Source organism: Bacillus sp. JKS001846 (assembly GCF_900176455.1).
Classification (GTDB): domain Bacteria; phylum Bacillota; class Bacilli; order Bacillales; family Bacillaceae_G; genus Bacillus_A; species Bacillus_A cereus.
This window is the reverse complement of record NZ_FWYG01000001.1, coordinates 2,764,874-2,790,423: the sequence shown is the minus strand read 5'-3', so window position 1 is coordinate 2,790,423 and position 25,550 is coordinate 2,764,874. Positions and strand designations below refer to the sequence as shown.

Sequence of the window (25,550 nt, the reverse complement as noted above, 5' to 3'; positions counted from 1 at the left end):
AAGGCATTTTATCAACAGATAAAATGCCTTTGGTTTCTCCAATCAGCAATACGTTATGGAATTAAGTACATATTATACAAATATTTCCGATAAGTCAACTAGGTTTTATCAAAACATACATATGATTCGTTTGAATATTTTTACTGTTGTTTATTTGAACGATATCATTTACTTACTATTTTTTCTGATTTTTAATCCACTGTAACCAATAAGAAAACTCACACGCTAAATGCATTTGATGGGATTTAATAACTAAGCGACGAAATTTCTACAAAAAAAAGAGTAATTTCAAGAAATATGCTACTAACCTTAGATTTATTAAAAAAGTTAGATCATATAACTTGAGACTACTCATTCCCATTCAAAATATTTATGTAATTAAATTTTATTTCCTCTGCACCCTGGCTGTCTCCAAAACTATTGGTGGCAGCTCTTTTTGAATGATTTCTTTTAATCCATAAAGAGCTTTCCTCACATAACCACCTTCGAAATTCCCTAATGGTTCTGGTAATTCATCTTCATCCAATATGAAGTATTCTCCATTTGGAAGTACCATAATATCGATGATTAAATCTTCAAAGGAAACCACTTCATCTTTTATTTGTGTGTTTTTTACAATATTAAAATAGGAACCTAAATACTTTCCTTTTATATCTCTCCATACGTATAAATTGTACGGACGATCTTTCCAGTAATATGCGATTGTATAACTTCCTTTTGGGATTGTTAACTTAGTATCATTTGCAGTCATTGTAAATGAATACTGCACCTCGTGAAATAAAACGATACTTTGTGATTGCTTTTCAAGTAATAAGCAATTGTGATCTACTATTGTTGAGTTATACCGGATTTTTCTTTCTATAATTTCAATTTTCGATGTAAGTAACTTATTCATTATTTTGTTTCCCCTTATGCTAGTTCTATCCTCAATTATATCCATTTATGTAGTGATAAAGAAGTGTATAGTTTTTTATATAATGATTTATAAAAGTATATAATAAAAACTCCTTCTTATTTAGAAAGAGTTTTTCACTATCCATGTTTCATATTTTTTCACTTCTAACGGAAGCTCATTTGTTTTTATGTAACTAACAGCACTATTACTCATGTTTTAACTTTTCCTTAACCGCATCATAAAATTTTCGTTCTTCATCAACATTTAAGTAAACACGACTTACTGTTTTAGAAAAGCCGTATAACAACTACGCTTTCACTGGCTCTTTTAATGTTATTTCAAAAGTAGCAGGTTCTTTTATGAACTCCATAACAGTTGCATCCAATACCTGTTTCCTTTCTTTTGCCGTTAGCAATTCACCCTTGTAGAACGCAATATTATCAATTTGTGTAAATGGCATAACAATTTTCTTTCCTAATCCGATTTGAATGACTACTTGTTCTTCTGTTACGACAAGGGGATTTTTGCGCATCGCTTGTATTTCAGCTATAAAATAAATCATCGCGTATACATTTAAAATAAGTAAAATCCATGCTATTACTGGATTCCACTGATGTAGTAAATAATGAAAACCAATGCTTTCAATTATTGTTGCATGAATAATCATGATATACACACCTATAGCACCAGTCTTTTTATGATATGAGTATACAGATTTACCTGTTGGTACTTTTTCACGCCACGATAAAAACGCATAATAGATTAACTTACACTCTGTTAGAATGACATCTACTAACTTACTTCTTTTCATAGTAGCGTCAAACGCTGCATCAATTGCATAAGAAAAGGAATAATTTTCTCTTCTATATTCTTTATATTTTTTTATTATTTTAGGAAGCACTCTAACAATTTTATAGAGAAGGAATAATTCTAGACCTACAAATGCAATTTCAGCCGCAACAATAATATAAGAGATGAATGAAAAAGCTTGTAAATAGTCACTTGGAATAATAAATCTCGCAAAAATATAACCAGCTATTACAACAGGAACTATATACGTTAACGAGTATCTTTTTCGAATAATGAAGAAATACGTGATGATTGGAATGACAAACATGCAATCTAATAATGACCCAAGCACAACTTCTTTCGGCGCAACTGGTACAATTGGAAGGGCATACAATAAATAGTTTGGTAGCATAATTAAAAAGACGAGTCCAATCCAAACACCTTTTCGCCTTCGTGATAGTGTAACCTCCATACGTTCACTCCTTTATTTAAAAACCTCATTTAAATGGTCTTTATAAAATGAAATGGCACGTTCAAATTCTTTTACTTCCTCTACTTTCACGACAGTTTCAAGTAATAATTTCATCGCTGATTCGTGATCGTTTACGTTATATTTTGCTAATGATAAAAATACTTTCATCGGAGCGTTCTCTGGGAATTTTTTCACCCCAGCTTCTAATACTGTAATTGCCTTTTCATATTCCCCTATACAACGATATGTACTTCCTAAACCAATATAAGCACCGCAAAGCGATTCGCCATCAAGTCCATTTGCGATTGCCTGCTCATAATACGGAACTGCTTCTGTTTCTAGCCCCATTACATCATGTATCCACGCACACTGATACAGTACTTCTGCATCCTTTGTAAAGTTTGTTAATCCTATAAGCATCTCTTTAGACTGCGCATATTTCTTTTCGTTTCTAAGTTTAATAGCTTGCTTTAATAAATGTTCCATAGAATCCACTCCTCACCAATTATTCTGTGTATAGCTCTTGATTGGTATACGCTTCACATTCGTGTAAAAGTAAAATTCCCACCAATTAAAGTTTCGCTTACTTATTACTATGCGGATTCATTCTCATCTAAAAACTTAATTTTAAAAAGCAGTGACACGATTACATAATAACTCTAAGCTTTTGACAATTTCTTTCGCTGTTTCATCTTTCCCATTACACAACTTCCCTTTACCATCCTGTCCAATTACATAATGCACAGCTCCGCGCGAATATAAAGAATGTGGTGAATTCGCAATCATTACATTCGCCCTTGCTTCTTTCATTCTATTTTTTGCTCTTTCAAACAGTTCTTCTTCATTTAAATCACTTTCAAGTTTAAAACCAACAAGTACTGTTTCTGGGTCCCATTCTTTTATTTGTTTTAATACTTTTGGAGCCTTTTGAAAGTGAATAATCGGTGCTATATCACTTGAAATTTTTCCGTTCATATTAAGAACATTACCATCTTGATCACAAATTTTCTCCACAATCCAATCTGATCCAGCCGCTGCCATAATGACTGCATCAATCTTTTCATGTGATATGATACTTTTCATTTTATCTTGTAAATCAACGATTCCTTCAAATGGATGTAATTCTAACCCTCTATGTACATCACTCGGTTTCTCCGCAAAATAACCGTGTAAATATATAACATGTGCCCCTTTAGCTAGAAGTTCTTCTGCGATTATCCTTCCGATTGTACCTTTGGCCATATTCGTATGCCCGCGTACTTGATCCCATTTTTCTAGACAACCACCGCTCGTAATTAATACCTTTTTCCCCTTCATTGTAACCATCCCTTACTAATTTTTCTTACGAAACCATTCTGTTCCAAAGTCAACTATATCACGCTGTTTCATTAGACGACACGTTGCATTCCCTATCTTCCCATTTTTTACAGTTCCTTTTCGCTCAAACTCCACACCAATTTCTACAAACTTCTCAGATTCGTAATCCATTTCAAAAAACTCTTTCCACACTCTTTCACCGTTTTCTATAATAGGTGCTCCTACTTGTATTAACTCACATGCACCAGAACGCACCTCGGATAAATGAACAGACGTATTGGAATCATATCCAACACCAATTAATAATACGTACCCGTCTAAATCATATATTTTTCTTAATGGAGATTCTTCTCCAAAGCTCATTGATAACGAATGGTTCATTGTTATTTCTACTGCATGTTTTCCCCATGCAGCAAAACTTCCTAACGGATGATTACTACGTACTACATTCGGATATGTACGAAAACATTCAACTATTTCACCCATTCCCTTGTTGGGGTTATACGTGAATCAAATGCTGGGACGTTATCTCGGATAATTTGCCACCAGTCTTCCGGTACAGGTGGTCTTGACCAATGTTTCGGATCGGACAAATCCGAAGATTGCGTTGGCATTATTATCGTTCCTTCTTCCGTAACAACTTTCATTAATGCTTCTACTACAGCAACCGCACCACCAGATATCCACCCGATAGAACTTAGTGATGAATGAACGATAATTGTCATTCCTTTTTCGACTCCTAATGCTTTTAAATCTTTTGTTATTGTTTCGATTGTATTTGGAAATTGTGTACTTGCTACTATTTCATTCATTTTCATATTGGTTCCCCCACTAGCTACGTAAATTTAAACTTTTATATAAATATATTATCATATTTTTCTTAATTTTTAACTTAATCATTTTTCACATCTATAAAAAATAGTAATATTATTACACAAAAAAATATTTGAATTATAATATTCAGATTTAAAACACAAAAAGAAAGTGAAGATTTTACATCCAACCATAAAAAGCTGTTTTATACATAGACGAAAGAGCTCATCACAAATGATGAGCTCTTTGTTTACTTTATCCTTCAATTGTAACCCCAGTAAACATTGATAAGTTTCCCGTTATTTTCTCACCTACACGTAAAAATAAGCCTGCTGCTCTTCCACTTATACAGTGAGAGCCAATTAATAGTTTACCAGTATATGGACCATCCCATGTGTCAATGGTATAGTCAGGCATTTCTATGTATTGCTGGTATATCTTCCTTTGTTCAAAGTAATACTCTGTTTTATCTTCAGCTAATAATTCATCATTTTCGTATATAGATACGCCGCCACCTTCACGACCAAATACAGGTTTTGAAACGTATGATTCATGTCTTTCTAGAAATCGCTTATTTGAAAAATATGTTGGTAGAAAGTATTTATAAATAATGTCTTGCTCTTCTTCTGTAAAGAAAACACTTTCTTCATAAAGCTTCCAAATTAGTGCGAGTACACTTTTGTTTTGCATAACAAACGCGGCTGGCGGATTAATAATTTTCACTCTTTCTTGCGCAATATGATCTAAAAATTGTAAACCAATCCTTTTTCCATTCTTATCAACGTCCGTTACTAAATACTCTATTGGATACAGTCTATATAAATATTTTATTTTTTCTCCACTTGGCGTATATATACCATCTTCCGCAACGACAATGTCTTGTATTCCTACATAGTCCGTTGACTGATTTAAGCAATACGTTCTTAAAAACTGAACCGTTTGACTATCTTCATCGTGCCAATCATAACTAGTAAAATATATCGTCTCTTCAGGGCCTATATGATAGTCATGTTTAATTTGTTCCCATGCCTGCACAATATGCTCTTCTATATGGTTTGGGTGATTTACATCATGATAACGGCATAACACTTCATTTGCGACAGACGGTTCTAAATAGCCTGTTGGCGTATCACAATTTACTTCTATTAATTTTATATCGTCACCATTTACGATAAAATCAAACCTTGTAAAATATGAAAATAAACCATTATGTTTCATTCTCGCCATTTCCCACGCTTCAGCTGGGAATCCAAGTTTTTGAAAATCTTCTGTCGTATTTACAATATATTGATACGTTCTATATAACACATACATGATTTCTTCTGTCGCTTTTGAGATAGCAGTATAAGTTTTTGCTGGCATGCGATACATCCCTGTTGCCATATATTGATTCCATTCTTCATTCTCTAACAGACTAGGCCAAGTGAAACCATTCCTACTAGCCTCTTCTGCAAGTGAAAACCATACTTTCATATACTCTTCTTGCTCTCGTTCTGTATACATTACTCCATTACCCTTTCGTTTTAGGATCCTGCTGGCGCTTTTGCGTTTCCAATTCCACTTGAACCAGAGTTTACTTTCGGTGTTTGCGTAGTAGATGATTTTGGCATATTTGTATCTGGTGTTACTTTATTGGATGGATTTGGCTGCTGTTTATTTAAATCTACTTTATTGGAAGTATTATTGTTACCGTTAGAACCACCAGAATAACCACCGCTACTACCGCCACCTGTTCTACGCTCATCTTTTTCACGATATGGAATAACATTATTTGCATACGGTTTCTTCATTAAATTTGGTTTTGCTGTATAATTCATATTTGAAGTTCTACTCGCTAATAAATATCCTGCTACAAATGGAAGTATCGGTAAATGAGAGTTTTCATGATAAGATGAAAATGACGGATTATTTTCCTTGCATAACTCATCTTTCTCTACATTTTCATTGGTTGGGGCTTTATCATCACAATTTAATGTTTCTTGCTCATTTCTTTGTTTTGCACCATCTGTTTTAACAGCTGTACTTTCTTGCTGAGCAGTTTCTTCTTCATAATCACCACAACCTGTTAATAAAAAAGATGACACCCCTATTGAAGTAGCTATTTTTATAAACTTACTTTTATCCATTCTCACTTGTTATACACCCATCTTCTTTTATCTATATTTTTCCAGATACCTATATTATATAATGAAATTATTATTTTTTTCAAACTATATTCAATATGTACAATTGTATATTTTCATGCTATTTTTCCATGTAACAATGAAATCTTTCTATCCCTGGATATTTTTCTCCTAAACTTTTAACTTGAAAACCAATTCTTTTATAAAATTCTACCGCCCCATCGTCTGTCTCTGCTTCTATATAAGTCAATTGATATATCCTTACCACTTCTTTAATCATTTGCAGTGCAATTCCTTTTTGACGATAATCTGGAGCCACTGCTATATGACATACTCGTGCTTTAGTTGCTCCGATTACTTCAATACCTAGACAAGCTTTTTCTTCATATTTGTACAAAGTCCCTTTATTACTTTGATAAAATAATACTGCTTTCTTTAAGCTTATTTCATTTGGACCGACGGCATATTGTAGCACATTTAATATTGAATCTTTTTCAATTTGTTCAACGCGATGTAAATTCATATTTTCATCCCTTTCTATGAAAAAAAGACTAACTCTTAATAAAAAGAGCTAATCTCATTACGCCGTTATTTTTTCTTCTTTTTTTACAACGACAGCCACATAACTATGAAGTATCATTCCAATAATAACGAGACTCATACCAATCCAAGATAATGATGACGGAATTGGTGCAGATAACCAGATCAGCTCTCCTACTAGCGCAAATAAAACTTCACCAGACTGCGTCGCTTCCACTGTTGCTAATTTTTGCGGATCATCTTTCACAAGATCTGTTGCAAAGAAAAATAATACTGTCGCGATTAACCCAGAGCTAACTGCTACAATAAAACATTGAAAAACTTGGCTACTTGACGGTAATCCGCCTGTTGATACTTCGTAACCAGATAATAAAAACCAAAATGGTAAACTTGCTAATGTCATACCGAGTACTCGCTGAAATACATCTAATTCCCCTTTACAAACTTGCATCATTTTTCTATTTCCAAGAGGATACGCAAATGCTGCAATAAGTACAGGAACTACACATAAAACGGTTTCACGAATACCTAATGAAGAAGCATGTTCTACTTGCATGAGAACAACACCGAATAAAATAATGCCCGACATAACTAATTCCTTCATCGGAAGTTTTTTATGTAGTGGATTCACCGCAAAAAATGGTGTTAACAAAATCCCTGCAACGATTGTAATTTGCCATGTTGATGCAACAAGCCAACCTGGTCCGAACGCTCCAGCAAAACTAAGCGGCGCATAAAAGAGACCAAATCCAACGATACTCCATACTAACCATTCTTTCGGATTGTTTTTCATATATTGAAAGAGTTGCTTTAAGTTCCCTCTATACATAACAATAAGTAATAACATTGGAACCATAAAATAGTACCGTAATGATGCACTCCAAATCCAGCTTCCACCTTCTAAGTCCATTGCCCTGTTTAAAACAAAAGTAAAGGCAAAGAAAAATGATGCCAGTATCCCTATAACAATTGCTTTCATTGTAAAACCCCTTGTATTTAATTTTTTATCTCTATGACATATATTTTAGTATACGCGATTAAAAATCTACATACAAACTTACATTTCACTTTGGGATGATGAAGGAATTGTAGTAGATTTACATGGGAATAAAGTGCATTGGTATGAAATCGAGGCCATTACATATTAAAATTTTTAAGGGTCAAAATCTACTTTAATCTCGACCTACTATACTCACCATGAAAATATACACATCCGCTATAAAAGATGGCTACCAACTATTGCACATTCAATTTACTGGTTTTCTATTGAAAAACCAAAAGATTATCATAAAAATTTAATGATAGCTTGGGAAGAAAAGCGAACGAATAAAAACAAACGCCTCCTTTAATTATTATTTTGGAGCGTTCGTTCATTCAAAAATTAAAGAATATGTAGTTTATATTCTCTGTATAATTTCCTCAAACGACTGATATGAGCTTGATGATACCAATTATGATCTGCTATATGCCATATTCCCCATCTTATTGTCGCAGTTTCGCCTTTTTCATACAAAACTTCCTCTCTTAAAAGAACAACACCATATGTTCATCATCACTATACACACTATTCATTTTTATAGCCCTTTTTTCAATTCCGTATGTTTTAAATCCCATTGATTCATATAATCGTTTGGCTGGTTCGTTCGTTGACACAACCCCTAAATTCAATTGCTCTAGCTTCATCTCTTTTGCCCTTTCAATTGCTTTACGTATTAAATCACGTGCAAGACCACTTCTTCGATTTTCAGTATCTACATACATTGCAACGATATGTCCTTTATGCCTATATGCGTCTTTTTCTTCTGTTAATAAAGTAACAACCCCAACTAAACGATTTTCATTATTAAAAGCACCAAATGTAAAACTACTATTGGATGAAAGATTACTAGCAACTCGTTCAAGAGGGTTTTCTTGACGTACTGCTTCTTCATAAGTCGTTACAAATGCTTCTGGATTTACTTGTAATGCTTGTAAACGCAACTCCCAATATTGTTTTGCATCCGCTTTTGTAAGTAATCGAATCATTTTATTTCCCCCTTTTTAATTTACATAATATTTTTATAGGCTACTTTTTTGATTCATACTCTTCTTTTAATATACTGTAACGATAGCGATGAATGAACTTCCCCTGTCTCAATCGATCATTTCTCATTAACCCTTCGCATACAAATCCGGCACTTTCATAACTCTTTTTAGCTTTTGTATTATCTTCATCTACACGTAACCAAATTTTCTCCAATTCAAACTGAGAAAAACCTATTTGTAACATGCTGTTTAGAGCTGCCATTCCAAATCCTTTACCCCAATAGTCTTTATTTCCAATCGCAATTCCTAGTTCAGCATTTTTATTTGTTTTATCAAAATTTTTAAGGTCTACCCATCCAATATGTATACCTTTCTCAGTAACGATTGCCCTTTGTTCATAACCATTTTTTCGGCTTATACAAGCTTCAATCCAGTTTCTCGTATCTCCACGAGTGAATGGAGGATATTGATCTGGTACAACTAAATGCTTTGTTACATCTCTATCTAATGACCATTGATAGCGATTTTCTACATCATCTAGTGTCAATTCTCTTAATTGAACATATGGTACATTCATTTTTCTCGCCCCTTTTTATTTACCAATAGAAAATCATTCGAACACTCTTCCACCATACTGTTCTAACGTCTTTTCTATAAAATAAATTAATTCATTTTTCTCTCCCGTTTTATAAAAATGATCAAAAGCGGCTACAAATTTGTTTGCATATTGCTCATCATATCTTCTTAGCACCCTAATAAACCATTTTGAACTCCCAAGCCACTTACCATTTACTCTTAATACATATTCATGTACTAAATCCGCTAATAAATTAGCGATAAACAATTCTTCTTCTCTTTTTGTTGCACCAATAAAGTCATCTAAAGTATCCGTAATAAAATATCGCTTCTGCTTAATCGTTTCTTCGGTCCATTTAGCTGGTCCTTTATGTAGTAAATCATTCGCTTCTTTTTTTAATTTCTCAACAATTTCCTTTTCCCCTTTTAATGCAATCCCTTCCGAAACTAATTGTGGTAACGACGGTCTCCCTCGATCACAATCCATTTTGAAAAAGGTTTTATATGTTTCAAAATTATGAACAAACACCTCAACAGGCCATCCATTACTATAGAAAGATTCCCTATAGCAAGAAGTTAAACTTTGGTCAACTATTACAATATCAAGGTCAGATGTTTTCGTCGCTTCTCCTCGTGCAACGCTTCCGCCGAGTAAAGCTACATCACAATTCGAAAATTGTAATGTAATTATGTTTTGTGCTGCGTCAATTGCTTTCATAACCGATCCTCTTTTCTTATTTCACTTTCTTTTTTTCAGCTCTTTCTCTCGCTTTTTTTATATAGCTTTCTGCATCTGGTGTTTTACATGATGTTGCACCGTGATCAACCTCTACTTTTCCAATTTCACGTGCAATTTCAATCGCTTGTCGCTCTAAGTCTTCATTACGAATTCCTATTGCGATTAAAGCACTATTCATCGCTTCTTTTTTTCTATTTTTTTCATTATGTATATTTTCTTTAATCTCTTCTAAGTACGGAGAGAAGAAATCATCATGTAACGTTTTATTTTTAATCGCTATATTTGCTAATAAAGACCAGCCAGCTCTTCCAATCCATTCATCATTAGACTTTGTCCACTCTTCCATTCTTTCTATTGCAATTGGCGAAGTACATATAGATGTCATAAGAACATCCATCAAACAGTAATAATCAACATCCTGAATCCAACTATTAAGCTGTTCTGTCGTTATTTTTTTCGGATCTAAAATATAAGTTGCTAATGTCATTGCGTCCATATTTTTCGTTTCCCACAATCCAACTGCTAAATCATGATCTTTTTTTATCTTCTTTTTTAACAATTTTAAATTCGCAAAACTAACTCCAAATAACGGCTCTTTCGCTCCGTGGTTTTTATACGTTTTTCGATTTTGTTCTGTTCCATATTCCTCTAGTTGCTGCATTACTTCCTCAAGTAACATATACCCACCTCTTTATCTTTTATGTTGACTGTATATATGTATGTACGATATATTCTACATTACTTTTTGGTTTTCCTATATTTATTTTTAAAATACGGTATGTGAAATTTTTAAACATTGCACAGCTACACCATCAAAAAACTATACATGTTAAACATACAGTTTTTTGATGGTATCAATTTTCCGTAGAATAAGATATAAACTACGAAAGAACTTTTAATGAGATGTGTATTTCCAACATGTTTAGAAAACTCTTTAAAATGGTTTACTATCATACTTTTATACCTCCTTCATAAATTATGTTTACTACATTTATTCTTAGCCAAAATACTTTCTACATTTTAATAACTCTCTCAATAAGATTTTCTTATATAAAAATCCCTACAAACGCTGTAGGGATTTATGTCTAAATCATTTTGCTACACTCTATTTCATATGAAAATAGTTTCCTTATTCAGATGCATTCATAAGCACAATTCTCCAACCATCTGGATCCTCTATGGTGGTTCCTTTCTCTATCCAATACGGGTTTTCTGGTTCCACCTCATGGTAGCCCATATTACTTAATCGATTTACTATATTTTCAATTTCATCTTTATTAGGCATATAAAAAACTAGTAAATTATCTTTTGTCGGTGCCGGACATGGACTTCCATTAACATGTGAAGTAAACTCCAAATGATACTCTTCATCTGGTAATCCAAACATAACCCCGTCATATCCTTCATGATTGTGAAATTCCCCTATACGTTTTAATCCTAATCCTGTTTCATAAAAACTAATCACTTCTTCCAATTTATCTGTTGGTCTTGCAATTCTAAATTGAACCCAATTCTTCATGCAAATCTCCTCCTTTTCATTTTCCAAAGCTTTATAGTAATTAGTATAGGTTAGATATATTCCCTTTAACATCCCTCATTAGTGTGAGCTTCCTAAGTTGAAAGACCTATTAGTTAATAAACAATAGGTCTTTAGTATAAATTGCTATTTTGCATTGTTTCTAATGTTATCCATGACTGCCCAATTGGATTAACATATGGCCTTTCCTCATTACAAATTTTACAGTGAGAAGGTGCTTCTTCATTTTCGGGATACTGTACTCCACATGTAGTGCAAATATAATTATTCATATTCCCGCTCCTTTTTTCATATAATTGTTTCTTTACCAATATTTTAATAAAAATCAAAAATATTCGAATCAATATTTGGAACGAAAACGAAGTGATACGAAAGTATGATTTGGTGATTGAAAGTTTAAATAATAAAGTTTAAATTCATTCTATTTTTCAAAACTGCAATTGATATAAAATCTTGCATACTTTTGGGTAAACTTTTTTACAAGTGTAAAAAAGTTTCTTTGCATTTCCCTACCTATAATTGCTAATATAGTAGAGTAGAACTTTTATAGAGAGAAGGAAAATTATGCACAATGGAATTCGAATGACAACTTTAGTAAAAAGGGCTATGTTAGTTTGTGCGGGAGTATTATTCACATACGAAGCGGCTTTTGGATCAGTACATACTGCTTTAGCTAGTACAGAGGATGAAGCAAAATCTGTTCAACTTGTAAGTGAGATTCAAACATCTCTTGCTCCGAAAGAAGCTCCAAAACATTATAACGGGCAAGTTAGAAAAGTCGCTTATTTAACATTTGATGACGGTCCTGGAAAATACACAGCTGAGCTTTTAGATATGTTAAAGAAAGAAAATGCAAAAGCAACATTTTTCCTAATTGGTTCAAACGTAAAAGCTTTCCCTGATCTTGTAAAACGCGAAGATGCTGAAGGCCACTACGTTGGGATGCACAGTATGACTCATAACTACAAGAAACTTTATACTGAAGGTCATTACGTAGATGAAATGAAGGAAGACCAAGGCTTAATCGCTGGTGTTTTAGGTAAATCACCAGTATTAACTCGTCCAGCTTACGGCTCTATGCCAGGATTAAACGAAGCTCTTCGCAACAAAGTTGTAGACAATGGCTTAAAAGTTTGGGATTGGACAATTGATTCTTTAGACTGGAAATATAACAAAATGCAAGTTGATGCTGCATCAGCTAAAATTGTAGAAAACGTTCTAGCTCATTCTACAAACCCAACAGAAGTTATCCTTATGCATGATATTCATCCACAATCAGTAAAAGCAGTACCTGGAATTATTAAAGGACTGAAAGAAAAAGGATATGAATTAGAAGCATATAATGAGAACGAACACTTCCCATTAAACTTCTGGCATGATAATCGTATGTAATGAAAAGACTTGATCCCCTCTAGTAGGTTATCAAGTCTTTTTTATCGTTTTTAGAATTTCCTTATAGAGAAAACCTATACACGCTTGCACCATATCAATATTATACGTCCCTTCCCTTTTATCAAATAAATTTAACTTTGAAATATCACATGCTATCTTTAACCTAGTTTAAATAAGTAGATGTTATATAATCGTATTTATAGTGCAAACTGAAGAAACTTGGAATCAATTTAAGAAAGAAACGCGATAAGTAAAAACTACAAAAGCGACTTATTCAAAATAAAAACATACATATCAGAATACAGTCAAAAAAGGATTGAATATACAATTTCAATCCTTTTTTATATTATCAACACTTTAGCACATATTACTCTTAAGGAGTGATATGTATATGGATTTTCTTTCACCTGAATATTTGTCTGCCTTGCTTGCCATTATTGTAATCGATTTAGTGTTAGCCGGAGATAATGCCATCGTAATTGGATTAGCAGCAAGAAGATTACCGAAAGACCAACAAAAGAAAGTTATCATTTGGGGAACCATTGGAGCAATCGCTATTAGGGCTCTCGCTACCTTAGTTGTCGTTTGGTTATTAAAAATACCTGGATTACTCCTAATTGGTGGTGTACTTCTTATTTGGATCGCTTACAAGCTGATCGCTGAGGGCAAAAATCATGATATTAAAGCCGAAGAAGGATTTTGGTCTGCTATTAAAACCATTATTATTGCTGATGCGTTAATGGGCATTGATAATGTACTCGCTGTTGCAGGAGCTGCCCATGGTAACTTTTCTTTAGTAATCATCGGACTATTAGTGTCTATTCCAGTAGTCGTATGGGGCAGCACATTAATTTTAAAATGGGTGGATCGTTTTCCTGTCATCATTACGATCGGAGCAGCCGTTTTAGCTTATACTGCCGCGAAAATGATTGTAGATGAGAAATGGTTCGCTGGATTTTTCGAAAGTAACCCTTTCGTTAAATGGGCATTTATCATTATTATCATCGTCGGTGTAGTTTTCTTCGGAAAGACAAAACAAAAAGCAACAGCTGGTTTTGTCTCATAATGATGGTATATTTACAAATAAAAGGCGCTATTCATATGAATAGCGCCTTTTATTATTTATTTAGCTTCCCCTTCCGGAGTCGTTTTTACCTTCGTTTTGTTTTTATCACGGTTGTTATAGTTATACTTCGAACGATCTACTGGAGTGAATCCTTCCGGTGTGTAGAATCGTAATAAGTCACCATTTACGACTTGGTCAGAGTATTTTAGTGAGTTTTGAACCATTTGTTCATTTTTCTTTATTTCATCTGTAAATTCTACAGGTTTTCCAGTAGTTGTATCATAGTATTTGCCGTTTAGTGCAGTAACTGTTGGGCTTACGTAGTTACCGTTACGGAACGCAACGACTTGTTTATGATCTGGTGATAATAAATCAGAACCGAATTGAACATAATTCTTTGTATCTGTACCTAGTAAGTGTAATAGCGTTGGAAGAACGTCAATTTCACCACCGTATTGATGTTGTACGCCACCTTTCACTCCTGGTACACGAACGATTAATGGTACACGTTGTAACTGTGCATTTTCAAATGAGTTCATTTCTTTACCCATTACTTTTGACATTGCTGCATTATGATTATCTGAAATACCGTAATGGTCTCCGTACATAACAATAATTGAGTTATCATATAAACCAGATTGTTTCAAGTAATCGATGAAGCCTTTTACAGATTCATCTAAATAGCGTGCTGTTTGGAAGTACGTATCTACTGATGAATCACCTGTTGTTGCTGGTTCAATCGTTGCTTCTGCCTTATCGATTGGATAAGGGAAATGGTTCGATAACGTAATAAACTTTGTATAGAACGGTTGTTTCAACGTTTGTAATAACGGAATAGATTCATTAAAGAACGGTTTATCTTTTAATCCGTAGTTTACTACGTCTTTTTCATTCATATCGTAGTATGACGCATCAAAGAATTTATTAAAACCAAATGATTTATAAATATCGTCACGGTTCCAGAATGTTTTGTAGTTACCGTGGAATACTGCTGATGTGTATCCTTGTTGTCCTAAAATAGCTGGTGCTGATTGATACGTATTATGAGATTTCGTTGTAAAAACAGAACCTTGCGGTAAGCCAAACATTGAATTCTCTAACATAAACTCCGCATCTGATGTTTTCCCTTGTCCTGTTTGATGGAAGAAGTTATCAAAGTATAGTGTATTCGCATCTTTTGTAAATGAGTTTAAGAACGGTGTAACTTCTTGACCATTTAATTTGTAATCAATTAAGAAGTTTTGGAATGACTCTAAATGAATGTAAATTACGTTCATTCCCTTTCCTTTACCGAAATACTCAGGATTTGGACTTGCATAAGTTGATGTTAAATAATTTCGTACTTCTGTCATATTATCGCCATCCGCTAATGCTCGTTCTGTCGATGCTTTCGCACTTTGAATTCCATCATAAATTGTGTAGTTGTATGCACCTAAATATTTCACAATATAATTACGGTCAAACGTTCTTGTTAATAATTCAGGACGGTCAGACTCTGCAAGACCTAAGTTAACACTGAATAATAAAATACCTACTACAAATACTAGAGATAATTTATGCTTCGCAACACGAATTGGTTTTGGATTTGCAAATTTTGTTGCGACTAACACAATTAATATAATCGTGTCTAAGAAGTATAATGGATCATAAAGATGTAGCAACGCAAGAATACTACCACCTAAATCTCCAAAGTTATTCGTTTGTGTTAATGTCGGGAACGTAATAAAGTCACTGAAAAAGCGATAGTATACTACGTTTGCGTATAAAAGAATCGACAATAACAAATTAATGATAATTAACCAAATATAAGATCGTTTCCCTTTTGCAAATAATGCAAGTCCTAAAAATAGAACTGCTGAACTAAGCGGGTTAAAAAACAGCAAGAATTTTTGGATTGTGTTTGAAATTCCTAAATTGAATTCCGTTACATAAGCTGCATATGTTTTGAGCCACAATAAAATAACGGCAAACAGAAAGAATCCAAAATGATTGCTTAACACACTTTTGCTCTTTAATAAGAACTGTTTCATTTCTCCACCTCTTTTGATCATCCAAGGCTTATTTTTTATAAGTCTGTCTCTCTATTCAAATTTTCTTCTTCAAATAGATTATCTTTATTTAACTATATGAAGAATATTAGTAATTATAATTTGAAGCTAGTATTTATTCAACTATTTCTTTCTAGACATTTTGACCTTGGTTTCTATTTAACAAAATAAATTTGTAACATTTCCTGTTTTCTCCCAAGATTCATCCACTAATTATGACACCCCATACTATATACCTTTATAAACTCATTCGCAAACTATTCTATCTCCAAATTTGGTACATATTTCACATGACAAAATAATACGATTTGATTATATTACTCCACTTACATTTCCCTTCTTCAACTAACTCTTTAAATCTTAAAGTCATTACATCCCTTCCATACATGAAAGAATTCTCCTGTTCATTAATATTATATTTGAATAATTATTCATTTGACCGACCAGCGATGTTACGTTTTCTCGACAAAAAAACTCGCTCTAAAAAGAACGAGTTTTTTCATTATATATTATTGACCTTTGTACATTGCATCTACTTGTTTTTGAAGTTCCTCATTTTCTAAGAACTCATCATAAGTAGCCTCTTTATCGATTACACCGTTTGGTGTTACTTCGATAATGCGGTTTGCAATTGTTTGCACGAACTGATGGTCATGAGATGTGAATAAGATTGTACCTTTGAATGCAATTAAACCGTTGTTTAATGCTGTGATTGACTCAAGGTCTAAGTGGTTCGTTGGATCGTCAAGTGTGATTACGTTCGCACCACTTAACATCATTTTAGATAACATACAACGAACTTTTTCGCCTCCAGATAATACAGAAACGTTCTTCTTAACTTCTTCACCTGAGAATAACATACGGCCTAAGAAACCACGTAAGAAGCTTTCAGACTCATCTTGTGGAGAGAATTGACGTAACCATTCAACTAAGTTGTAATCACTGTTCTCAAAGTACTTAGAGTTATCTCTTGGGAAGTAAGATTGAGAGGTTGTAACACCCCATTTGAATGAACCGCTATCCGGCTCCATTTCACCCATAAGAATTTTAAATAATGTTGTCATCGCAATATCGTTACGGCCGATAAATGCAACTTTATCACCTTTATTTAAAGTGAAGTACACATTATCTAACACTTTTTCACCATCAATTGTTTTAGAAAGACCTTCAACAGTTAATAAGTCATTCCCTACTTCACGCTCAGGTGTGAAGCCAACGAATGGGTAACGACGTGATGACGGTCTAATATCATCTAATGTAATTTTGTCTAATAATTTTTTACGAGAAGTTGCTTGTTTCGCTTTAGAAGCGTTTGAACTAAAGCGTGCAATGAAGTTTTGTAACTCTTTTACTTTCTCTTCTTTTTTCTTATTAGCATCTTGTGTTAATTTTAAAGCTAATTGGCTTGACTCATACCAGAAGTCATAGTTACCAACATAAAGTTGAATTTTACCGAAATCAAGGTCAGCCATGTGCGTACATACTTTATTTAAGAAGTGACGGTCATGGGATACTACGATAACTGTGTTTTCAAAGTTCATTAAGAAATTTTCTAACCATTGAATCGCTTTTAAGTCCAAGTGGTTGGTAGGCTCATCTAATAATAGAATATCAGGTTGACCGAATAAAGCTTGAGCAAGTAATACTTTTACTTTCTCTGCCCCAGTTAATTCTGACAATTTCTTATCATGAAGGTCTTCACCAATACCTAAACCTTTAAGAAGAATTGCAGCTTCTGACTCAGCTTCCCAACCGTTAAGCTCAGCGAACTCACCTTCAAGTTCAGCAGCGCGCATTCCATCTTCATCACTAAAGTCTTCTTTCATGTAAATAGCATTTTTCTCTTGCATTACTTTGTAAAGTTGCGTGTGACCCATAATTACTGTTTCTAATACTGGGAACTCTTCATATTCGAAGTGGTTCTGTTTTAATACTGCTAGACGCTCACCTGGCGTAATATGTATGTCACCTGTTGATGGTTCAATTTCTCCAGATAAAATCTTTAGGAATGTAGATTTACCAGCACCGTTTGCTCCGATTAAACCGTAGCAGTTACCTGGCGTGAATTTTATGTTAACATCTTCAAATAATTTGCGATCCGCGAAACGCAAACTAACGTTACTTACTGTAATCATTTGTGTCCTCCTACTAATACCGCTTATTTCAGCGTTTTCTCACCGATTGTCTTAAAAAATCGCATATTACGACTCAATTATTGTAGACTATAGCTATTATATAGTAGAAGCTGGATGAATAGCAACGGTTGATTACCTTTCTACAATGAAATCGGATAGTTTTTGTCCATTCCCCTAGCTATTGTATGTATATCATCGACCTCTTTCTCATATAACCTTTCACTGCTCATTCTGTAATATATCGGATTCATTTTCATCTGAAATATTATATACCGAAAAAACTGTAGAGAAATCATTCCCTACAGTCTCTTCTTATTTCGTATTTATTATTTTCTCTTTGTAACTCTTCATTTTACTCGTTAACCCTATTAACGCCGGTAATAATATCGGCATCACAATTAAAGCTAATAGAAGAAGTGCAACGCCAACTACTGATGCAACTTGTATAAGTGTTAATACACCTGATGGAATTAATGCTGCAAATGTCCCGCCTAAAATTAGCGCAGCTGATAATACAACTCCTCCTATATGACGAGATGCAGTTACAATTTTCGTTACCGAATCCCCTTCTATCTCGTTATAGCGCATCATTACGAAAATACTATAATCCACTCCTAAAGCGACAATCATAATGAAGCTAAAGAATGGAACATTCCAGCTTAATGAATCTACATGTAATACATGTGCACTAATTTGTTCGCTTATACCGAGTGATGCGAAGTACGCTAATAGTAATGAGCCAATAATAAATATTGTGTTTAGTAATGAGCGAGTAATTACGATTAATACAATCGCAATTCCAATTAACATAATTGTAGCTGTACGTAAGAAATCTTGCCCTGTTACTTCTTTTAAATCAACGTTTCTAGCTGTTGTTCCGCCAATTGCTGTTTTCGCATCATGTAATTCCGTTCCCTTTACAGTGCCATCGATTGTTTTATTGATTTCTTGAATAATTGGCATCGCTTCTTTTGAATACGGATTTACATCTAAAATGATAGTCATTTTAGCAATTTTTCTATCCTGCGACATGTACGTGTTCAATGCTTTTTGGAAATCTTCTCCCTCTAGCACTTCTTTTGGAATATAAAACTTCTCAGAGCTCTTCGATTCATTGAGCTCCCCTAAATATTTTTGTGCGTCATGCAGGCCATTACTTACTTTTCCAAGCCCTTCTGTACTTTTAGATAAACCGGATTGTAATTGCCCCATCTTTTCTTGCAGGTCTTTAAGGCCCGTTAAAAGTTGTCCTTGCCCATCGTTTATTTTCGTTAATCCAGATAGTAACTCAACTGATTTATTTGCAATTTGTTTTGAACCTGAAGAACCTTCATTTAATCCATTTTTAAGATCGGCTGCTCCCTTTTGTAACTTATTAACTCCATTGCTCATTTCTTTTAAGCCGTTATCCACTTTCAGTAACGATTGATTCGCTTCTTTAAATGAACTCATCGCCGTTTTGTGCTGTGTTGCTAATTGATTTAATTCATTTGAAAGTACGCTTAATTTCTTTTGAGCCTCTTTAGCAATTCCTATCGTTTGTTGTATGTTTGGATCATTCGCTAATTCTGGTTTCGTTTGAACGAAATTGGTCATTAACATTTCAATTTGTTCATATCCCTTTTTCGCACCATCAATCGCTTGAGAAATACTTCCGAAGTATTGATCGTAAGAGTTTAAACCTTTTTCTAACTGTGCATAACCAGCATGCAGCTGCGACGTTGCATTAGATAGAACATTTATATTTTCGTTTACTGAAGCTAAACCACTCTCAATTTGCTGTGCTCCTTGTGCACCGTCGTTTATGCCATTTGATAATTGATGTAAAGCTGTTCCTAATGCTGATACCCCGTTTTTCACCTCGTTCGTTCCATCAATTAATTTTTGAACATTCGCAAGACTATTTGAATCATTACTTCCCATTTTATTTTTCGCATCTGTTAATCCATCATTAATTTCCTTTATGCCACCATCGGCATCTCCTAATCCTGTATTCAATTCTCCCGCTTGCTTATTTAAATATAATTCTTTTATCTTCTCACCAGTTGGACGTGTTGGTGCATATACTTCTGACACACCTTTAACTTTCGAAATTTTATCAGTTAATTCGTCTAAAATTTGTAGAGAAGTTCCTTCATCCAGCTTTTTATCAGATTGAATGACTAATGTACTCGGTGAAGAGAAACCAGGCGGAAAATGATCCTCTATTACGTTAATACCCATCTTGGATTCATACTTATTATCCACTTCAAATAAATCATTGTAATTAAGTGTATTAGAGTATTTTAATACGAAAGGAATCGATATTACGAATACGATGATTAAAGCGACAAATGGCCTTGCTACTGAGTTTTTCGCAAAGAATCCCCATAAGCGACTATCCTCATGACCTTTAAATGTTTTAACTGGATAAAACATTCCTTTTCCTAAAAGCACCATGAAAAATGGATTTAAAGTCGTTAATACGAGTAATAATACTAAAACACCAATTGCTACCGCTGAAGTCGATTGATATAATTTAAAACTTGCTAAAGCAAGTGATGCAAAACCAATTAGCACCGCTATTCCGCTATATAATACAGTTTTACCTGCTGATTTGAATGTTTCTTTCGTAGCTAAAAATGCATTTTCTTGTTTACTTAATTCTTCTTTAAACCTCGTATATAATAAAATGTTATAATCTGTTCCTACCCCAAACAGGACGACGACTACGAACACTTGTGTAAAGTTTGAGAATGGAAAATTAAATTGATCTACAAGCTGGGCAATAATCCCCATTGAAACTAAATACGATATACCAACTGTAAGAAGAGAAACAATTGGAACAACTGGTGAACGGAATACGAGGATTAATACTACAAGAATGAAAATGATTGAAATAACTTCTGTCTTTTTCACTCCCTCTTGAGAGGATTTAAGAAAATCACCCGCTATTAAGTCACTTCCTGTTAAATACGTTTTTACCCCTTTCGTTTGCACTTTTTCATGAAGATTATTTGAAACTTTTGATATTTCACCATGTTTTTTATCTATCGATATTTGCGTTAAAATAGTCGTATTATCTTTAGAAACTAATTGTTTCTCCAAGTCTTTATTGTCTAAATGTGAAACAACTTCCTTAATTCCTAATTGCTCTTTTTCAGTTTGCAGGGCGTTGATTGTTTTTGTTATTTCCTTTTTTTGTTCATCTGTTAAAGCTGCCTTATTGCCACTATTAAAAACGGCTATAATTTCATACTTTTCAACCCCTTCTTTATCCATCTCTTTCATCATCTTGTCAGCAATACTGCTTTGCTTTGTATTAGGGATTGTAATTTTCCCTTTTTCTTTCACTAATTGATCCATATTAGGCATCGTTACGACCATTGTAATAGTAATAACTATCCATAATAGAAAAGATAAACTTCTCCAACTTTTTAACTTGCTCATTTGAATCATCTCCCGTTTTGAAAGTTTCACGTTAGTAACGGAATGAACGTTCATTCCTATTGTTCTATTACATTATTTTGTAAATTCTATTAAACTAGTCTTTCCGGAATGAATGTTCATTCCCTTAGTTACACAAACATCCTTTCCTACTCTCATTTTTTAAATCTATTTAGGAATGAATATTCATTCCTTTCCTTATAAAGCTATAGAATCAAATGATTCTAATAGCGTTCCAAGAGCTTTCTTCTAATTCTTTTACTAACTCTTTCGAGTATTCTAATTGCCCTGTTGCAATTACTTTCGTTAATTTTTCTAGCGGTTGATATACAATAATAATTAAAGCAACTGGAGGCAATGGACGAAGAAAACCTTTTGCGATTCCATCTTCAATAATATTCATAAAGAAGCCTATAAAATCATCAAATATTTTCTTACTCTGTTCATCAAGAAAATAACTATCACAGTGAGAATTTGTAAATAAAAAAGCATCTACATTGTTTCTCGCAAATTCAAATAAACGGTTGTACGTATGACTAAACTGTTCACGAATATTTGCTTCAACAGGAAAATCCGTTTTTATTATTTCAGAAAGCTGTAACATACTTTTTGAAAATAATGAGTTAACAAGTGCCTCTTTATTTTCAAAATAGCGATAAATAGTACCCGCACCGACTTTTGCCTTTTCAGCGATCATTGGAATTGTCGTACCATCGTAACCACGCTCTGCAAAAAGTTGCATCGCAGCATCAAAAATATCCTCTTGTTTGTTTTTAGCCATTTTTTCCACCTCTATTTCCAGGAATGAAAATTCATTCCGTTTTTAATTATAAATTACATGGATTAAAAGTCAAGTGCGTGACAAAGTATAGTTACGTTTTAGTGAAAAAATTATATCAACGATTATTAGAATATATCAGCGCAAGTCTAATTATATCAGCGATTTTCAGAATATATCGGCGCATCTCCAATTATATCAGCGATTTTCAGGATATATCGACTTACCGACAACCAAAGAGAAAGCTGTCCCAAAAATTGTTTTTGGGCAGCCCAATTTTCTATTGAAAACTTAAAAGAAATCATAAATAAATGCTTCTCGTACCGGAACTATTTTCTCAAACGCTTGTATTTCCTCTTCACTTCCGCTAATTAATTCTAATTCATTCAGTTGTAACGGACGTTTATAGCCGAACATTATTGTAGATAACTCGTTTATATCCAGTTTGATGCCTTTATCTATTGTTTTTTCTTTTATTATTGTTATTTCATGATTTGCAAGTCTCACTGTTATGTTATTCCACGGAGCAAATGCGTCTGTAATGTTTAGGATCACTTCTTGCTCTACATTGTTCCAATTCAACTCATATTGTTTTAAGAACTGCTCTACATCTACAATTCTTCCCATAAAATATGGTTTTATTTCTGTCTTCACGCGTGGCTCTTGCAATGAATATAATAACGGTTCGCTTTCACTTACTGTCATTTCAATTTCTTTAATCATAGAATCATGCTGACAAATAAAGTTCCACAGACCATTTCGTGCTTCATTATGCAGTGGTACAAATTCTTCTACTGTCATTTTATAGTTTTCTATTTTGTATAACATGTAACCTGCTGCTTTTTTATTTTCATCATAGTAAATCGCTAATGTTAAATCATCATAAACCGCTTGTAACCACCAGTTCTTCTCTCGAACTAACATACATGAAAAACGTTCTGCAAATGCTTCATAGAGCTTCTCGACTTCTTCTGGATGATTTTCTTTATTAAAACGTTTCACAGTACCATTTACTTGTTTTTTCATCACTAAATCGCTCTTACTTATATGACATTTGAGTAGATTCGCACAAAGTTCCCAGCCGTATTTACGGTAAAACGAAACAGCAAATGGATGTAACATAGAGACTGTAAAGCCATCTTTTTTCATTGTTTGAAGTGAATGTTGAAGTAGCTCTTTTACATACCCACTTCTTCTGTACTCTGGATACGTCGCTACTCCTGCAACGCCACCCATTTTAAATTTTTCTTTACCTATGTAAATATGAAACGGGATGAGGTGTAGTTTTGCAGCTAAGTCTTCCCCTTCCATAATGCCGTATATTTCATGACTTTCCTTCATTTTTGTAAGTTGCTGCTGTAATCGTTCCTCATCTACTTTATATTGAAAAGCGTATTCTGATAAACGTAATGCTTCTCTAAACTTATCTTCTTTTAATTGTATGACATTCATATAATTCTCCTCCATTCTCTGTTTGAATTGTATCATAATTCTTACTATTATAGTTCGATAAGTGAAATTACAAGGACGTTTTAACAAAAAAAGCAGATACATCACGTATCTGCTTTCCACCCTTTTTATTTAGCTAACTTTTGAAGTTCGTCAAAGAATGTAGGATATGATACACCTACTGCTTCTGCATCTTCAATAATTGTTTTTCCTTCTGCCAAACAGCCAGCAATTGCAAGCATCATTCCGATACGGTGATCACCATAACTATTTACTGTATTGCCTTTTAGAGCTGATTTTCCGTAAATGATCATACCGTCATCAGTTGCTTCTATGCGAGCTCCTAGTTTCGTTAACTCAGCAACGACTGTATCAATACGGTTTGTTTCTTTTACTTTTAATTCGTGTGCATCTTTAATTACTGTAATTCCTTTTGCTTGCGTTGCCGCTAATGCGATTACAGGAATCTCATCGATTAATCTAGGGATAATATCTCCGCCAATTTCAATTCCTTTTAATGAAGATGTTTCGATTGTAATATTTGCAGCTGGTTCTGATGCCTCTTCGTTAATTAGATCTACAGTGAACGTAGCACCCATTTTTTCTAAAACATCAATAATACCTGTACGGGTTGGATTCATTCCTACATTTTGTAATACTAGTTTACTATTTGGGATGATTGCACCTGCTACTAAGAAAAACGCTGCTGATGATACGTCACCTGGCACTTGAATGTCTGTTGCTGTTAATTTTTGTCCACCTGACAGCTTCACTGTTTTCCCTTCGCGAGTTACTTTAACACCAAATGCTTCGAGCATTCTTTCCGTATGGTCGCGTGAAATATGTGGTTCTGTAACAGCTGTTACACCTTCTGCACGAAGACCTGCAAGTAAAATAGCCGACTTTACTTGTGCACTTGCAACAGGAGAAATATATTCAATTGCTTTTAAATCGCCGCCACGTATTGTTAACGGTGTAAATGTTCCTTCTTCTCGGCCGTCTATGTTTGCGCCCATTTGTTTTAATGGGTTTGTTACACGCTTCATCGGTCTTTTTGCGATAGATTCATCACCTTGTACGCAAGAGAAAAATGGTGTGTTAGCTAATATACCTGACATTAATCGGATTGTTGTACCAGAATTACCAACATCTAATACAGCTTTCGGTTCTTGTAAACCTTCTAATCCTTTACCAACTACAGTAACCTCATCACCGTTTTGCGTAATTTCTACTCCCATTTCTTTAAAACATGAAATCGTACTTAAACAGTCTGCACCGGGCAAGAAACCTCTAATTATTGTTTTCCCTTCTGCAATAGAACCGAACATAACAGCACGGTGTGAAATGGATTTATCACCTGGGATTGTAATATTGCCATTCAATCCGTTATTAACAGGTTGTATTGTTCTTTCTTTCACGTTTTTCACCTT

Annotated in this window: 20 protein-coding genes and 3 pseudogenes; 2 read left to right on the top strand and 21 right to left on the bottom strand. The window is 33.9% G+C overall.

The annotated features are described in order from the left end of the window. Positions 1 to 385: 385 nt before the first annotated feature. The 15 genes and pseudogenes from B9A45_RS14990 to B9A45_RS14915 all read right to left on the bottom strand — a co-directional run bounded on the left by B9A45_RS14990 (position 386) and on the right by B9A45_RS14915 (position 11,808). Positions 386 to 895, bottom strand: a complete 510-nt coding sequence (locus B9A45_RS14990) for a ribonuclease FAU-1 family protein (protein ID WP_001037878.1) — start codon at positions 893 to 895, stop codon at positions 386 to 388. Between the two features lie 205 nt (positions 896 to 1,100). Then, a pseudogene (locus B9A45_RS14985) lies at positions 1,101 to 2,156 on the bottom strand (hypothetical protein). A gap of 12 nt (positions 2,157 to 2,168) precedes the next feature. Then, a complete protein-coding gene (locus tag B9A45_RS14980) occupies positions 2,169 to 2,642 on the bottom strand; it encodes a tetratricopeptide repeat protein (RefSeq protein ID WP_000400636.1) in 474 nt (157 codons plus the stop codon). A 141-nt stretch (positions 2,643 to 2,783) separates the two neighbouring features. After that, the gene (locus B9A45_RS14975) at positions 2,784 to 3,473 is read right to left on the bottom strand and encodes a phosphopantothenoylcysteine decarboxylase domain-containing protein (protein WP_000676724.1); all 690 of its coding nucleotides are present in this window, start codon (positions 3,471 to 3,473) and stop codon (positions 2,784 to 2,786) included. A 15-nt stretch (positions 3,474 to 3,488) separates the two neighbouring features. Then, a pseudogene (locus B9A45_RS14970) lies at positions 3,489 to 4,291 on the bottom strand (AAC(3) family N-acetyltransferase). Between the two features lie 250 nt (positions 4,292 to 4,541). Continuing rightward, entirely contained in the window at positions 4,542 to 5,789 is a 1,248-nt protein-coding gene (locus B9A45_RS14965) for a glutathionylspermidine synthase family protein (RefSeq protein ID WP_000287883.1), read from the bottom strand. 20 nt (positions 5,790 to 5,809) lie between these two features. Further along, positions 5,810 to 6,418, bottom strand: a complete 609-nt coding sequence (locus tag B9A45_RS14960; RefSeq protein WP_084064209.1) for a hypothetical protein — start codon at positions 6,416 to 6,418, stop codon at positions 5,810 to 5,812. 112 nt (positions 6,419 to 6,530) lie between these two features. Beyond that, positions 6,531 to 6,932 (bottom strand): GNAT family N-acetyltransferase, encoded by a 402-nt coding sequence (locus B9A45_RS14955; RefSeq protein WP_053514303.1) that lies wholly within the window; start codon positions 6,930 to 6,932, stop codon positions 6,531 to 6,533. Positions 6,933 to 6,989: 57 nt separating this feature from the next. Then, entirely contained in the window at positions 6,990 to 7,928 is a 939-nt protein-coding gene (locus tag B9A45_RS14950; RefSeq protein ID WP_084064208.1) for a DMT family transporter, read from the bottom strand. Between the two features lie 402 nt (positions 7,929 to 8,330). After that, positions 8,331 to 8,468 (bottom strand): annotated as a pseudogene (locus B9A45_RS14940) (DinB family protein); the annotation flags it as partial. A 5-nt stretch (positions 8,469 to 8,473) separates the two neighbouring features. Next, a complete protein-coding gene (locus tag B9A45_RS14935; protein ID WP_084064206.1) occupies positions 8,474 to 8,974 on the bottom strand; it encodes a GNAT family N-acetyltransferase in 501 nt (166 codons plus the stop codon). A 40-nt stretch (positions 8,975 to 9,014) separates the two neighbouring features. Beyond that, the gene (locus B9A45_RS14930; RefSeq protein ID WP_084064205.1) at positions 9,015 to 9,551 is read right to left on the bottom strand and encodes a GNAT family N-acetyltransferase; all 537 of its coding nucleotides are present in this window, start codon (positions 9,549 to 9,551) and stop codon (positions 9,015 to 9,017) included. Positions 9,552 to 9,584: 33 nt separating this feature from the next. Continuing rightward, positions 9,585 to 10,268, bottom strand: coding sequence for a nucleotidyltransferase domain-containing protein (locus tag B9A45_RS14925; RefSeq protein WP_084064204.1), 684 nt, complete (start codon positions 10,266 to 10,268; stop codon positions 9,585 to 9,587). Between the two features lie 16 nt (positions 10,269 to 10,284). Next, positions 10,285 to 10,968 (bottom strand): DNA alkylation repair protein, encoded by a 684-nt coding sequence (locus B9A45_RS14920; RefSeq protein ID WP_000923455.1) that lies wholly within the window; start codon positions 10,966 to 10,968, stop codon positions 10,285 to 10,287. 450 nt (positions 10,969 to 11,418) lie between these two features. After that, entirely contained in the window at positions 11,419 to 11,808 is a 390-nt protein-coding gene (locus B9A45_RS14915) for a VOC family protein (protein ID WP_000800677.1), read from the bottom strand. 582 nt (positions 11,809 to 12,390) lie between these two features. On the opposite strand from B9A45_RS14915, the gene B9A45_RS14905 reads away from it, so the two are divergent. Together B9A45_RS14905 and B9A45_RS14900 are read left to right on the top strand one after the other, a co-directional pair. Further along, positions 12,391 to 13,218 (top strand): peptidoglycan-N-acetylglucosamine deacetylase, encoded by an 828-nt coding sequence (locus B9A45_RS14905; RefSeq protein ID WP_000551443.1) that lies wholly within the window; start codon positions 12,391 to 12,393, stop codon positions 13,216 to 13,218. A 391-nt stretch (positions 13,219 to 13,609) separates the two neighbouring features. Continuing rightward, positions 13,610 to 14,284, top strand: coding sequence for a TerC family protein (locus tag B9A45_RS14900; protein WP_084064203.1), 675 nt, complete (start codon positions 13,610 to 13,612; stop codon positions 14,282 to 14,284). A 56-nt stretch (positions 14,285 to 14,340) separates the two neighbouring features. Here the strand turns inward: B9A45_RS14900 and B9A45_RS14895 are convergent, their stop codons facing one another. The 6 genes from B9A45_RS14895 to aroA form a co-directional block, all read right to left on the bottom strand. Next, positions 14,341 to 16,314, bottom strand: a complete 1,974-nt coding sequence (locus B9A45_RS14895; protein WP_000808774.1) for an LTA synthase family protein — start codon at positions 16,312 to 16,314, stop codon at positions 14,341 to 14,343. A 527-nt stretch (positions 16,315 to 16,841) separates the two neighbouring features. Then, entirely contained in the window at positions 16,842 to 18,467 is a 1,626-nt protein-coding gene (locus tag B9A45_RS14890) for an ABC-F family ATP-binding cassette domain-containing protein (protein WP_000633864.1), read from the bottom strand. Positions 18,468 to 18,779: 312 nt separating this feature from the next. Next, a complete protein-coding gene (locus B9A45_RS14885) occupies positions 18,780 to 21,896 on the bottom strand; it encodes an MMPL family transporter (protein ID WP_142263063.1) in 3,117 nt (1,038 codons plus the stop codon). A gap of 211 nt (positions 21,897 to 22,107) precedes the next feature. Then, positions 22,108 to 22,674, bottom strand: a complete 567-nt coding sequence (locus B9A45_RS14880) for a TetR/AcrR family transcriptional regulator (protein WP_001107303.1) — start codon at positions 22,672 to 22,674, stop codon at positions 22,108 to 22,110. A gap of 288 nt (positions 22,675 to 22,962) precedes the next feature. Then, on the bottom strand, positions 22,963 to 24,123 hold the full coding sequence (locus tag B9A45_RS14870) for a GNAT family N-acetyltransferase (RefSeq protein ID WP_001100915.1): 1,161 nt from the start codon (positions 24,121 to 24,123) through the stop codon (positions 22,963 to 22,965). A 125-nt stretch (positions 24,124 to 24,248) separates the two neighbouring features. Continuing rightward, positions 24,249 to 25,538, bottom strand: a complete 1,290-nt coding sequence (aroA, locus tag B9A45_RS14865; protein WP_084064201.1) for a 3-phosphoshikimate 1-carboxyvinyltransferase — start codon at positions 25,536 to 25,538, stop codon at positions 24,249 to 24,251. Positions 25,539 to 25,550 lie beyond the last annotated feature (12 nt).